This is a genomic window from Actinoplanes sp. URMC 104 (assembly GCF_051386375.1).
Lineage (GTDB): Bacteria > Actinomycetota > Actinomycetes > Mycobacteriales > Micromonosporaceae > Actinoplanes.
On sequence record NZ_JBPQTO010000004.1, the window covers coordinates 729,053 to 742,640 of the forward strand.

General features: G+C 72.3%; 11 protein-coding genes. 8 read left to right on the forward strand and 3 right to left on the reverse strand.

The genetic code is table 11. From position 1 onward, the window contains the following. The first annotated feature begins 10 nt into the window (after positions 1-10). Positions 11-1,129 (forward strand): GuaB3 family IMP dehydrogenase-related protein, encoded by a 1,119-nt coding sequence (locus ACSNN8_RS17285; RefSeq protein ID WP_436650217.1) that lies wholly within the window; start codon positions 11-13, stop codon positions 1,127-1,129. 14 nt (positions 1,130-1,143) lie between these two features. Beyond that, positions 1,144-2,571, forward strand: coding sequence for a M1 family metallopeptidase (locus ACSNN8_RS17290; RefSeq protein WP_436650218.1), 1,428 nt, complete (start codon positions 1,144-1,146; stop codon positions 2,569-2,571). 3 nt (positions 2,572-2,574) lie between these two features. Here the strand turns inward: ACSNN8_RS17290 and ACSNN8_RS17295 are convergent, their stop codons facing one another. Continuing rightward, the gene (locus ACSNN8_RS17295; protein ID WP_436650219.1) at positions 2,575-3,642 is read right to left on the reverse strand and encodes an LCP family protein; all 1,068 of its coding nucleotides are present in this window, start codon (positions 3,640-3,642) and stop codon (positions 2,575-2,577) included. A gap of 131 nt (positions 3,643-3,773) precedes the next feature. Here ACSNN8_RS17295 and ACSNN8_RS17300 point away from each other — a divergent pair, with 131 nt between their 5' ends. The 3 genes from ACSNN8_RS17300 (at position 3,774) to guaA (ending at position 8,603) form a co-directional block, all read left to right on the forward strand. Then, complete coding sequence (locus tag ACSNN8_RS17300; RefSeq protein WP_436650220.1) at positions 3,774-5,600, forward strand: S8 family serine peptidase; 1,827 nt, start codon at positions 3,774-3,776, stop codon at positions 5,598-5,600. A gap of 103 nt (positions 5,601-5,703) precedes the next feature. Next, positions 5,704-7,059 (forward strand): S8 family serine peptidase, encoded by a 1,356-nt coding sequence (locus ACSNN8_RS17305; protein ID WP_436650221.1) that lies wholly within the window; start codon positions 5,704-5,706, stop codon positions 7,057-7,059. Further along, the gene (gene guaA / locus ACSNN8_RS17310) at positions 7,056-8,603 is read left to right on the forward strand and encodes a glutamine-hydrolyzing GMP synthase (protein WP_436650222.1); all 1,548 of its coding nucleotides are present in this window, start codon (positions 7,056-7,058) and stop codon (positions 8,601-8,603) included. The genes ACSNN8_RS17305 and guaA overlap by 4 nt, the downstream gene beginning before the upstream one ends. A gap of 7 nt (positions 8,604-8,610) precedes the next feature. Here the strand turns inward: guaA and ACSNN8_RS17315 are convergent, their stop codons facing one another. Then, entirely contained in the window at positions 8,611-8,886 is a 276-nt protein-coding gene (locus ACSNN8_RS17315) for a PspC domain-containing protein (protein ID WP_436650223.1), read from the reverse strand. A 205-nt stretch (positions 8,887-9,091) separates the two neighbouring features. On the opposite strand from ACSNN8_RS17315, the gene ACSNN8_RS17320 reads away from it, so the two are divergent. From ACSNN8_RS17320 to ACSNN8_RS17330, 3 genes are all read left to right on the forward strand, one after another. Further along, positions 9,092-10,042, forward strand: coding sequence for an NUDIX domain-containing protein (locus ACSNN8_RS17320; RefSeq protein ID WP_436650224.1), 951 nt, complete (start codon positions 9,092-9,094; stop codon positions 10,040-10,042). 4 nt (positions 10,043-10,046) lie between these two features. After that, entirely contained in the window at positions 10,047-10,949 is a 903-nt protein-coding gene (locus ACSNN8_RS17325; protein WP_436650225.1) for an NUDIX hydrolase, read from the forward strand. A 287-nt stretch (positions 10,950-11,236) separates the two neighbouring features. Continuing rightward, the gene (locus ACSNN8_RS17330) at positions 11,237-12,115 is read left to right on the forward strand and encodes a CDP-alcohol phosphatidyltransferase family protein (RefSeq protein ID WP_436650226.1); all 879 of its coding nucleotides are present in this window, start codon (positions 11,237-11,239) and stop codon (positions 12,113-12,115) included. Between the two features lie 207 nt (positions 12,116-12,322). Here ACSNN8_RS17330 and ACSNN8_RS17335 read toward each other — a convergent pair whose 3' ends face one another. Beyond that, the gene (locus ACSNN8_RS17335) at positions 12,323-13,570 is read right to left on the reverse strand and encodes a phosphatidylserine decarboxylase (RefSeq protein ID WP_436650227.1); all 1,248 of its coding nucleotides are present in this window, start codon (positions 13,568-13,570) and stop codon (positions 12,323-12,325) included. Positions 13,571-13,588: the final 18 nt, after the last annotated feature.

A 13,588-nucleotide genomic window follows, 5' to 3' on the forward strand; every position in this document is an offset into this window, starting at 1 on the left:
GGCGAAGAAGATGCGTGACGTAGTGGAGATCGGTCTCGGCAAGACCGCCCAGCGGGGGTACCACCTGGACGACATCGCCATCGTCCCGAGCCGGCGCACCCGCGACGTGGACGACGTGTCCACCGAGTGGCGCGTCGACGCGTACCCCTTCAAGATCCCCTGCGTCGCGCACCCGTCGGACGCGACCATGAGCCCGGAATCGGCCGTCGCCCTGGGCCGCCTCGGCGGCCTGGGCGTGCTCAACGCCGAGGGCCTGTGGACGCGTTACGAGGACCCCACCAAGATCCTCGAGGAGCTGGGCTCGCTCGACGAGGACGCCGACGCGACCCGGCGCCTGCAGGAGGTCTACTCTGAGCCGATCCGGCCCGAGCTGATCGCCGAGCGGGTGCGGACGATGCGCGAGGGCGGCGTCACCGTCGCCGTCCGGGTCTCGCCGCAGCACACGCTGGCGCTCGCCCCGGTGGTGCTCGACGCGGGCGTCGACCTGCTCGTCATCCAGGGCACGCTGGTCAGCGCCGAGCACGTGTCCACCACGGACGAGCCGCTGAACCTCAAGGAGTTCATCGCCGACCTCGACCTGCCGGTCATCGTCGGCGGCTGCACCGACTACAAGACGGCGCTGCACCTGATGCGCACCGGCGCGGCCGGCGTGATCGTCGGGGTGGGCGCCGACGAGTGGTCGACCACCGACACCGTGCTGGGCATCCGGGTGCCGATGGCCACCGCCATCGCCGACGCCGCGGCCGCCCGCCGCGACTACCTGGACGAGACCGGCGGCCGCTACGTTCACCTGATCGCGGACGGCGGCATCTCCACTTCGGGTGACATCGCCAAGGCGATCGGCTGCGGCGCCGACGCGGTGATGCTGGGCGAGCCGCTGTCGCTTGCCGAGGGCGCCCCGGCCGGTGGCGCCTGGTGGCATTCGGCGGCGAGCCACCCGCAGCTGCCGCGCGGTGGGTTCTGCATCGCGGGCGAGCCCGACGGCACGCTGGAGGAGCTGCTGTTCGGCCCCGCGAACCGTCCCGACGGACAGCTCAACCTGTTCGGCGGGCTGCGGCGGGCGATGGCCAAGTGCGGCTACCGCGATGTCAAGGAGTTTCAGAAAGTGGCTCTGGTCCTCGACCGCTGACTAACCTCGCGCCTATGAGACGCACAGCCGTTGCCGGGATCCTCGGCGTCGCACTGGTGGCAGCCGGTTGTTCGGGCGACGACGAACCGTCCCCTGTGGTCTCGTCGTCGTCCGCGCCGGCCTTCGCGCCGGGTGCGGAGGGCGCCGGGGACCCCTACTTCCCGAAGTACGGCAACGGCGGTTACGACGTGGCCGGCTACGACCTGCGGGTGCGCTACGACCCGGCCAAGAACGAGCTGACCGGCACCGCCACGATCACGGCGACGGCCACCCAGGACCTGTCCCGGTTCAACCTCGACCTCTCGAAGCTGACCGCGAAGAACGTGACGGTCGACGGCGTACGGGCGAGCTCGTCGGCCTCCGGCGCGGAGCTCACCGTCACCCCCGCCACGGGCATCGCGAGCGGACGGGCGTTCACCGCCGTCATCGAGTACGGCGGGCAGCCCGCCCAGCTGCCCAACGCGGTGCTCGGCGACGGCGGCTGGCTGCGCGAGACCGGCGGCGGCGGCGCGATCGCGCTGGGCCAGCCCGAGTCGGCGAGCACGTGGTATCCGGTCAACGACCACCCGTCCGACAAGGCCACCTTCAAGCTCGCGATCACCGTGCCCGCGGGGGTCGAGGCGATCAGCAACGGCGTGCCCGGCGGCAGCCGCACCACCGGCGGCTGGACCACGTGGTCGTGGACCGAGAGCGCGCCGATGGCCAGCTACCTGTCGATGGTCGTGATCGGCCAGTACCGGATCGCCTCGTCAACGCACCAGGGCAAGCCCATGGTGATCGCGGTCGCCGACTCGCTGCCCGCCGACGGCCCGGCCGCGCGGTCGCTGGCGGCCACCGGCGAGATCACCGACTTCCTGGCGACGCAGTTCGGCCCGTACCCGTTCGACGCGTACGGCGGCGTCGCCGTCGACGACAAGCGGATCGGGTACGCGCTCGAGACGCAGAGCCGCCCGGTCTACGGCCCGGCCTTCTTCGGCGGCGGCGCCGACGAGACGGTCGTCGCGCACGAGCTGGCCCACCAGTGGTTCGGCGACAGCGTGGCGCTGGAGCGCTGGCAGGACATCTGGCTCAACGAGGGCTTCGCGACGTACGCCGAGTGGCTGTGGACCGAGCACAAGGGCCGGGGCACGGTGCAGCAGAGCTTCGACCGCACCTACGACTCGTTCCCGTGGGACCAGCCCGGCCCGCCCGGCGACCCCGGGGCGGCGCGCATCTTCAGCCAGGCGGTCTACCAGCGCGGCGGGATGACCGTGTACGCGCTGCGCCGGACCATCGGCGACGCCGCGTTCGACCAGCTGCTCAAGCGGTGGACGAGCGAGCACCGCAACGGCAACGCGCGCACCGACGACCTGATCGCGCTCGCCGAGGAGGTGTCGGGCAAGCAGCTCGACGACTTCTTCCGGGCCTGGCTGTTCGGGACGGCGAAACCGCCGAAGCCGTGAGGCCTACTTGTCCACCAGCCCGGGGTGCGCGGCGAGGTAGGCCGCGACCCGGTCCCGCGCGACGGCCTGCAGGAAGCCCCGGCCCTCGGCGGTGAGCTGCTCGCCCAGGTAGCCGCCGCCGCGCCCGACGCTGCTGCCGGGCAGGCTCACCCGCGTGATCTTCGACGGCAGCAGGCCGCGGAGGGCGTACGCGTACTCGACCGGCTTGCGGCCGCCCAGGTAGACGAAGGTGTCGCCCAGCGCCTCGACGAGCCCGTCCACCTTGGTCGCGTCGGTGTCGAAGCCCTGGCTGCGCGCCTTGGTCAGCAGCGCCGAGACGATCTGCCGCTGGTGGCGCTGCCGGTCGTAGTCGCCGTCGGGCAGCCCGTACCGCTGCCGGGCGTAGTCGATGGCCTGCCAGCCGACCAGGTGCCGCCGGCCGGGCTGATAGACGGCCTGCGGTCCCCGGTAGTCGCCGCCCGAGAGCGGGCGCAGCGAGCCGTCCGGTTTGCGGTGCCGCGACTTCACCTGCTGGTCGATCACCAGGTCGATGCCGCCGAGCTGGTCGGTCAGCCGGGCGAGGCCGCCGAAGTTGAGGACCGCGCCGGCCTGGATCTGCCGGATCCCGGTGTAGCCGCTGATCGACCTGGTCAGCAGCTCGTAGCCCTTGCGGACGTCGGGCTGCTCGCTGCCCTCGACGCGGGAGCCGCGGCTCATCGCCTCGGTGACCTTGCGCGTGCCGGCGCCGGGCACCTTGACCCGCAGGTCGCGGGGGAGGGAATAGAGGTACGCCGAGTCGAGCCCGCGCTCGACGTGCAGCAGCATGATCGCGTCGGCGTGCGGCTCCCAGCCGGGGATCGAGACGCGCGTGTCGACGCCGACGAGCAGCAGGTCGAGCGGCCCGGTGATGTCGGCGCCCGGCGACGGCGGCGGGGTCGTGGGCTCCGCCGCCGGGGACGACGAGGCGGCCGGGGCGGGCGCTGCCGTAGGCTTGTCCGACCCCGAGCGCACGGCCCAGGCGATGCCGCCGCCGGCGAGCAGTGCCAGCACCACCGCGCCGGCGATCCAGAGCCCGGCCCTCTTGTTCCGCATGCCGGAACAGTAAGCGAGCATGATCCGCAGCTCAATGCCCGATGATCTCGGAATGTGAAACTGCTCATTGCTTTCCCTGGATTCGCCCGTACGCTGACCGCCGCGAATCAACGGGGGAGGCACACGCTTCAATGAAGCTCACACCGCGGCGGATCACCGTCGGTCTCATCTCCACCGCCGTCGTCGTCACGATGACGAGCGTGACCACCTGGGCACTGGCTGCCGACAAGGACGCGGCGCCCGCTGCCTCCTCCACGCCCGTGCGCCTGATCGTCGGCTACAAGGCGGGCGCCGACCGCGCCTCCGCCACCCGCGCCCTGTCCGCCTCGGGCGCGCGCGTCTCGGTCTCCGACGCCGCCAAGGCCGCGCTCTCCGCGATCAACGCCTCGCGCGTGACCGTGTCGCCGGAGCGCAGCGCCGCGACGATCTCCGCGCTGCGCAGCGACCCGAACGTCGCCTACGTCGAGACCGACCAGCCCGTCAAGACGGCCGAGACGATACCGAACGACCCGGTCTTCTCGAAGCAGAACGAGATGTACACGGTGCACGCTCCGAAGGCGTGGGACACGACCAAGGGTGGTGCCAACGGTCCCACGGTCGCGGTGATCGACACGGGCGTCAACGCCGTCGGCGACCTCAAGGGCGCCACCGTGGCTGGATACGACTTCGTCAACAACGACGCCTCGCCGGCCGACGACGCCGGCCACGGCACCTCCGTTGCCGCGCTGGTCGCCGCCCGCGGCAACAACGGCGACGGCATGGCCGGCGTCTGCTGGACTTGTAAAATTATGCCAGTCAAGGTGCTCGATGCCCGGGGCGACGGCTATCAGAGCGATGTGGCACAGGGGATTATCTGGGCCGTTCAGAAGGGCGCCCGCATCCTCAACCTTTCGCTCAGCGGCGTGAAGGGCACCCAGGCGCTGGCCGATGCGGTGGCCTACGCCAACATGAACGGCGCGCTGGTGGTGGCCGCGGCCGGCAACGATGGCAACACTGTGAAGCAGTACCCCGGCGCCTATGGCGACGTGCTCACGGTCGCCGCCACCCAGCGCTGCACGGACTTCGCGAAGGACCCCGACTGCACCGCTGGCACGACCACCCGCACGAAGTGGTCGTCCTACAACAAGCCCAAGACCTCGACCTCACCGGCCGACGTCTGGGTCGATGTGGCCGCCCCCGGCACCGTGTCGAGCATGGACAGCAGGGGTAACTACAGCACCGGCATCGAGGGCACGTCGTTCTCGTCGCCGATCGTCGCCGGCGCCGCCGCGCTCATCAAGGCGGAGAACCCGTCCTACTCCGGCTGGTCGATCGCGAACGCAATCTACACCGCCGCGGCCAAGCGCCCGCTGACCAACGGCGGCGTCAACTACGGCCTGATCGACATCCCGCCGTCGCTGAACGTCCCGACCGACACCACGCCGCCGACCGCCACCGGCATCTCGCCGGGGAACGGCTCGTTCAAGCGCGGCACCTTCACGGTCAGCCCGGTGGGCCTCAAGGACGACCGCTCGGGCATCCGTAACACGACGCTCTGGGTCAACGGCAAGTTCGTCAGCTACAGCCGCAAGGCGCCGTTCGGCGTGAGCTTCAACTTCAGCTCGTACAAGGGCCCGACCAAGATCGAGCTGCGGATCTTCGACCGGGCCGGCAACAACAAGATCGTCAGCAGCACCGTGACGATCGACAACAACGCGCCGGGCGTGCGCATCACCTCGGCGCCCAAGAGCGGCTCCAAGCTCTCCGGCACGGTGTCGATCGGCTACACCGGCTCCGACGCGAACGGCATCACCCGCTACGAGCTGCTGCTCAACGGCAAGGTGGCGCAGACGCACACCGGCACCGCGGCCTTCAAGTTCGCCACCACGGCGGTCGCGAAGAGCTTCACCGTGCAGGTGCGGGCCTACGACAAGGCCGGCAACCCGGGCCTGTCCGCCAAGTACAGCTACACCCGCTAGCACCCCGATCGCACCGGGGAACAACCCGGGCGATCAGGCGGCGAACCGAAGAGAAAGGGGCCGGCCACTGTGGCCGGCCCCTTTCCCGTTGTGAGGTTCGCGGATGCGCAAGCTGCTCGCCGGTCTGATCGTGGGCGCCGCCCTGGTGCCGGGGGCGCCGGCCCGGGCAGCCGCCGCCGATCAGTGGGGGCTCGCCCAGACCCGGGTCGACCAGGCCTGGTCGGCGACCCGCGGCTCCGCGCGGACGATCGTCGCCGTGCTGGACTCCGGCGTCAGCCCGCTGCCCGACCTGGCCGGCCGCCTGCTCCCGGGCCACGACTTCGTCAACCACGACGACGACCCGGCCGACGACAACGGGCACGGCACGATGGCCGCGACCGTGATCGCCGCGGCCGGCCGCAACGGCAAGGGCGTCGACGGGGTGTGCTGGTCGTGCCGGATCCTGCCGGTCAAGGTGCTCGACGCGAAGGGCGCCGGCGGCTACACCGGCATCGCGCTCGGCATCCGCTACGCCGCCGACCGGGGCGCCGCCGTGATCAGCCTGTCGCTGGGCGGGTCGGACGACAGCCCGCTGCTGCGCGATGCCGTCGCGTACGCCGAGTCCAGGGGCGCCCTGGTCGTCGCGGCGGCCGGCAACCGCGGGGTCTCCACGCCGCACTATCCGGCCGCGATCCCGTCGGTCGTCGCGGTGGGCGGCGTGACCCCGGCCGGGACCCGCTACGAGTGGTCGAACTTCGGCGCCTGGGTCGACGTGACCGCGCCCGGCTGCAACCAGGCCCAGGGCCCGTCCGGCGTGGTCGGGCCGTACTGCGGCACCTCGTCGGCGACGCCGTTCGTGGCCGGGGTGGCGGGGCTGCTCGCCTCGACCGACCCGGCGCCGTCGGCGGCCCAGGTCCGTACGGCCCTGCTCGCCTCCCGGGGCCGCGTCGACGCGCTCACGGCGCTGCGGGCGCTGCCCTACGACGGTGACGTCACCCGGCCCTCCGTCTCCCTCGGCCCGGTCCGCCCGCTGGTGCGCGGCCGCGTGACGATCACGGCTGCGGCGTCCGACCAGCACGGCGTCTCCCGGGTGCAGCTGTACGCCGGGGGCCGGTTGGTCGCCACGGACACCTCAGCGCCGTACGCCCTCGGCTGGCAGTCCGCCCCGCGTACCGGCCCGGTCGTCCTGGAGCTGCGCGCGTACGACCGCCGCGGCAACCTCACCGTGGTGCGCCGCACCGTGCGTGCCGACAACACCGCTCCGGCGCTGCGGCTCACGAGGACCGGCCGCACCCTCACCGCGCGCGCCGCCGACCCGTCCGGCATCGCCCGGCTCGAGCTCGTCGTGAACGGCAGGGTGACCGCGCGCCACGCCGCCGCCACGGGCCGTTTCACCGTTCCGCGCGCTCGCAAGGTGGTCGTCCGGGCGGTTGACCGGGCCGGGAACGCGAAGGTGGCCGACGGTAAACTCGTGCGGTGAGTACTCCCCGCCCGGTTCTCGTCGTCGACTTCGGCGCCCAGTACGCCCAGCTGATCGCCCGCCGCGTGCGTGAGGCGCGGGTCTATTCCGAGATCGTTCCGCACTCGATGCCCGTCGCCGAGATGCTCGCCAAGGACCCCGCCGCGATCATCCTGTCCGGCGGCCCGTCCAGCGTCTACGAGCCCGGCGCCCCGGTGCTCAACCCCGAGCTCTTCGACAACGACGTGCCGGTCTTCGGCATCTGCTACGGCTTCCAGGCCATGGCCCAGGCGCTGGGCGGCACGGTCGCGCACACCGGCTCCCGGGAGTACGGGCGCACGCTGCTGACCGCCCAGGGCGGCACGCTGCTGCGCGAGCTGCCCGACGACCTGCCGGTGTGGATGAGCCACGGCGACAGCGTCGCGGTCGCCCCGCAGGGCTTCGCCGTCACCGCCTCGACCCCGGGCGCGCCGGTCGCCGCGTTCGAGGACCTCACGGCCAAGCGGGCCGGTGTGCAGTTCCACCCCGAGGTGGCGCACACCGACCAGGGTCAGGAGATGCTCAAGCGGTTCCTCTACGACATCGCCGGCATCGAGCCCGTCTGGACGCCGAGCAACATCATCGACGAGCAGGTCGCCGCGATCCGCGAGCAGGTCGGCGACAAGCAGGTGATCTGCGGGCTGTCCGGCGGCGTCGACTCGGCGGTGGCCGCCGCGCTCGTGCACAAGGCGATCGGCGACCAGCTGACCTGCGTCTTCGTCGACCACGGCCTGCTGCGCGCCGGCGAGGCCGAGCAGGTCGAGAAGGACTACGTCGCCGCCACCGGCATCCGGCTCAAGGTGGTCGACGCGGCCGACGTGTTCCTGGGCCACCTGGCCGGCGTCACCGACCCCGAGCAGAAGCGCAAGATCATCGGCCGCGAGTTCATCCGCGCGTTCGAGGGCGCCGCGCGCGAGCTCGACGCCGAGCGGCACATCGAGTTCCTGGTGCAGGGCACGCTCTACCCCGACGTGGTCGAGTCGGGCGGCGGCACCGGCACGGCCAACATCAAGTCGCACCACAACGTCGGCGGCCTGCCCGACGACCTTCAGTTCGCGCTGATCGAGCCGCTGCGCACGCTGTTCAAGGACGAGGTGCGGGCGCTCGGCGCCGAGCTGGGCCTGCCCGACGAGATGGTGCACCGCCACCCGTTCCCCGGCCCCGGCCTGGCGATCCGCATCATCGGCGCGGTCGACCGGGACCGGCTCGAGATCCTGCGCGCCGCCGACCTGATCGCCCGCGAGGAGCTGACGGCGGCCGGCCTCGACCGTGACGTGTGGCAGTTCCCCGTGGTGCTGCTGGCCGACGTGCGCAGCGTCGGCGTCCAGGGCGACGGGCGGACGTACGGTCACCCGGTCGTGCTGCGGCCGGTCTCCAGCGAGGACGCGATGACCGCCGACTGGTCGCGGCTGCCCTACGACGTCATCTCCAAGATCTCCACGCGCATCACCAACGAGGTGCGCGAGGTCAACCGTGTGGTGCTCGACGTGACGAGCAAGCCGCCGGGCACCATCGAGTGGGAGTGACGACCCGCTAGGCCGTGGGGCGGCCCCACGTGGGGTCGCCCGGGTCGTGCCAGGCGGGCGCGGCGGGTTCCTCGGGCATCAGGAACCACATGATCGGGTAGGCGAGCAGGGCCGTGCCCCAGGTGACGACGGCGAGCAGCGCGAACGCCACCCGCACGAGCACCGGGTCGATGTCGAAGTAACGGCCGACACCGCTGCAGACGCCCGCGGCGAGGCGGTCGTCGAGCGGCCGGCGCAACTGCTTGTACGGCGCCTCGGTGCCGCCGTGGGGGAGCTGTGTCATGACCCCATGGTCGCCTCGCCGAGGCCCCCGCGACCTCCGTGAGCCCCCGGATACGGACCCTGATTTAGACCATTACGCAAAGTAGCGGATCTAGGGCTCATTGTGCTGAGTAGGGGCCTGATCAGCAATTACGCAGCGCAAACCCACTGTCAGGAATCCGACAGACGTTTTCTGGAGTTCACATATTCCGGGCAGAATGCCGCCCGTGACCCCCGCACTCGAACCGCTCCGCCGGATCGCCGCCTACGCCGTCGCCACCGATGACGACGGCCGCGTGCTGCTCGTGCGCGCCTCCAGCCGTTCCGGCACCCCCGGCGTCTGGTCGCTGCCGGGCGGCGCCGTGGATCACGGCGAAGACCCCAACCACACCGTCGTCCGTGAGACGGCCGCCGAGACGGGCCTGTCCGTCGCGGTCGTCGGCCTGCGAGATGTGCTGGCCGACATGCGATCGCTGCCGCACCGTGGCGTCACGATCCACACCGACCGCCTCATCTACTCGGTCTCCATCCGGGGCGGCACGCTCGTGGACCGGGTCGGCCACAACACCGACCAGGCCCGCTGGCACACGCTCGAGGAGGCCGGGCGGCTGAAGCTCCGGCAGTTCACCGCGGACGCGCTCGGGCTCGGCAGCGCCTCCGCCGACCTGCGCCCCGAGCCGGCGCCCACGTTCCCGTCCTTCTACGCCTACCCGGGGCCCGACGGACTGCACCGCGCGCAGCGCTTCGCGGCGTACGCCATCGCCACCGACCCGCACGACAAGCACCTGCTGCTCACCCGCATCGCCCCGGGCTATCCGGGCGAGGGCCGGTGGCACCTGCCCGGCGGCGGCACCGACTACGGCGAGCAGCCCGGCACCGCGCTCATCCGCGAGCTCGTGGAGGAGACGGGCCAGGAGGGCCGGCTCGTCGAGCTGCTGGGCGTGGCCAGCCACCGCGACGCCGCGTCGCTAGGCCCCGAGGGCTACCCGATCGACTGGCACGGCGTCCGGGCCTTCTACCGGGTGGTCGTCGACGCGCCCACCGAGGTCGCCGTCTCCGACGTCGGCGGCTCCACCTCCGAGGCCCGCTGGATGCCGGTCAAGGAGGTCGCCGACCTGCCCGAGGACGAGCTGACCGAGGTGACCGCCGAGGCCCTGCGCAAGGCGCGGCTAATCTAGATCGGTGAAGATCAGACGCGTCGGGGCGTACGGGATCTGCCGCGACGAGGCCGGGCGGGTGCTGCTCGCCCGGAACTCGGCGCTCAGCTCGTTCCCCGGCCTGTGGACCCTGCCCGGTGGCGGGGTCGAGCAGGGCGAGCACCCGGACCACACGGTGGTGCGGGAGTTCGAGGAGGAGACGGGCCTTTCCGTACGCGTCGACGCGCTGCACACCGTGACCGCGGACGTCTTCCGGCTGCCCGGCGGCGAGCTCGAGCACACCGACCGCGTCGTCTACGACGTGTCCGTGACCGGCGGGACGCTGCGGCCCGAGGCGTCGGGCACCACCGAGCTGGTCGAATGGGTGGCGCCGGCCCACTTCGGTGAGCTGCCGCTGATGCCGTTCACCGCGGCCCTGCTGGGCCAACCTGCCGCCGAGTCCGACAAACCGGACGGCGAGGAGGAGTCGGCCCGTCCCGCACGGGTACAACGCTTCGGTGCGTACGGCGCAGCAACCGACCCGAACGGTCGCATTCTTCTCACCCGGATCGCCGACGGCTATCCGGGCGCCGGCCGCTGGCACCTGCCCGGCGGCGGCACCGACCACGGCGAGACGCCCGAGGCCGCGCTCGCCCGCGAGCTGGTCGAGGAGACGTCGCAACACGGCCGGGTGACCGGCCTGCTGGGCATGTCGCACCGGCACGATCCCGCAGCTCTCGGACCGGAGGGCGTGCCGATCGACTGGCACGTCATCCGGGTCCTCTTCCGGGTACGGGTCGACGCCCCGACCGAGCCCCGGGTGACCGAGGAGGCCGGCGGATCGACCGCCGAGGCGCGCTGGTTCACCCTGGCCGAGGCCCGCGGTCTGGACCTGACCGAACCGGCCGCCCGCGCAGTAGCCCGGATCGCAACGGAAACGGCGAGTTAAAATCTAGGCGGGGAGAGGTGAGGCAAGTGACCTGTCCCGGCCGCTACTGGAGCTAGCCACCGCCGACGCGGGCTTGATTCGGCTTCTCGCCAAGGTCGATCAGCTGTGCGATGGTGTAACCCGCAATTTTCCCGCCCCGCATGGGCGGCGGGATAACGGGCACCTATCCACCGAGCAAACGGTGGACCAACCGATCCCCATGGAGGAAGCACGTGCCGAGAACCCCGTGGCGCCGGCGGCGTACGACGGATAGCCCCCGTCCCGCCGGTCGTCGTTGGGCAGGCCGGTTGCGCCGCAGCGGAACCATCGCGCGGCAGGCCCTGATGGTGCGGGTCGGCCGCCGGAACTCCGGTCGCGCCGCCACCGCCACCCGGGCGGAAGTCATCTACACCGGCTCCGACTACGGCCGCCAGGTCGGCACGATCGGCCCGGTCGCGCCGCACCTCGCGACGCCGGCGCCCGCCGAGCAGGCCGCCGAGGACGTCTCGCTTCTTCCGGGGGAGCACACCGCGGCCCGCCGCGTCCGCTTCGCCATCGTCAACGCGTGCACGCTGGCCAGCCTGGCCCTCGGCCTGTCCGCGATCTTCCTGGCGATGAACGACGAGGTCCGCCTCGCCGCCGCCTTCCTGGTCGCCTGTGTCGCCTTCGACGGCCTCGACGGCGCGCTCGCCCGCAAGCTGGGCGTCTCGAGCCCGTTCGGCGCCCAGATGGACTCGCTGGCCGACATGTGCTCGTTCGGCCTGGCCGCGCCCGTGGTGGTCTACGCGTCGCTGGCCCACGAGGTGCCCACCCCGGCCGCCGCGGTGGCCTGCATGCTGGTCGCCGCCTGCGCCGCGATCCGGCTGGCCCGCTTCAACGTCTCGCCCAAGGACGGCAAGTTCTTCTCCGGCGTGCCCACCACGCTGGCCGCCGCGGTGCTGGCGGTGACCGTGCTGATCGACCTGCCGTTGCCCGGCCTCGCGGTGCTCGGCGGCGTGGCGCTGCTCGCGTTCGCCATGGTCTCGAGCTTCCCGTACGCCAAGCTGGCCCGCGTCGTGAAGCTGCCGCCGTGGTTCTGGCTGGCCCCGGTGATCGGCGCCCTGGTCGACGCCCGCCTGACGTTCGTCATGATGGTCGCGGCCTACTTGATCAGCGGCCCCGTGATGTGGGTCCGCACCAAGCAGTAACTCTGGCCTCTGTAACGATGGTCGCCGCTCCGCGGCTCCGGGATTTCGCCCTTTGAGGCCGTTGACGGGGGCACCGAAAACGACCTCGCTTCGCTAGCCGTTTTCGGCGCCCCCGTCAACGGCGGGCGAAATCCGACCCTGGTTCCGGTCGAAACGGCAAGAAGGCCGCCCCTCGGGGCGGCCTTCTTGTGCTGGGGCGCGGGCGGGTCAGTTCAGCCAGCGGGCGATGACCGAGGAGCCGCCGATGACCTTTTCGTTGACGCTCACGGCGGCCTCGGCGCGGTCAGCGGGCAGGTAGACGTCGGTGCGCGAGCCGAACCGGATCAGCCCCATGCGCTCGCCGCGCGCCACCAGCGTGCCCACGGGCACGCGCTGCACGATGCGCCGGGCGATCAGGCCGGTGCGCTGGGCCACCGCCACCGTGCCGTGGTCGGTGTCGAGCACCGTGTAGGCCGCCACGTTGTGCTCGGCCGCCGCGGTCATCGCGTTCGCGTAGCCGCCGTCCTCGACGAAGTAGTCGGTGACCCGCCCGGCCACCGGCACGCGGTTGACGTGCACGTCGAGCACCGACAGGAACACGGCGACGCGCAGGAACTCGCCCGGCCCGAAGCGCTCGTCGGTCATCCGCTCGATCGACAGCACCCGCCCGTCGGCCGCGGCCACCACCGCCGACGGGTCGTCGGGCACGTCACGCTCGGGGTCGCGGAAGAACGCCGCGACCGGCGCCGCCGCGAGCGCGGGCAGCAGCCAGAGCTTCGACTTCGGCCGGGCGGTGCGGGCCACGGCGGCCAGGCCGAGCGCGATGCCCGCCGCGGCGACGCCGTTGGAGTCGATGTGCATGCCGCGGGTGACCGGGACGCTGGACGGGCGGTAGGCCGGGGCCAGCGTGGCCGCCACCCGGGTGTCGGCCGCCGTGAAGCGCAGCCGGTGCACCCGCAGCGGCGGCTGGTTGCGGACCACCAGGTCGGAGCCGACGCCGAACAGCGCGCCCTGCCGGAACAGCTCGGCCGCGGCGCCGCCGGTGCGGCCCGGCGTGGCCGGGACCGCCAGCGTGACGACGCCGCCGTCGGTGAGGTGCTTGCCCAGCCGGTCGAGCAGGTCGCGCACGTCGGACGCGGAGCCGGTCAGCGGCTCCCCGACGATCACCACGTCGGCGGGCTGCGCCTCGTCGAGCGACTCGACCACGTGCACCCGGTCGGCGATCCAGCTGCCCAGCCCGTCGATGTGGTCGCGCAGCAGGTCGGCGGTGCTGCGCTCGCCGGCCACCAGCGTGAGGCGGTCGTCGGGCAGCAGGGCCTCCACCGCGTTCGCCACCACGAGGGAGGCATGGTCGGCGCCGACCACGATCGCGGACGTGGCCGCGTTGTGGCGGGCGAACTCGGCGGTCAGGGCTCGGGCGGCCGTGGCGCCGACTCCCACGATCGGCGCTCGGGACACGGCGGGGAACGGAGTCATGCGCACGAGCATATTGCG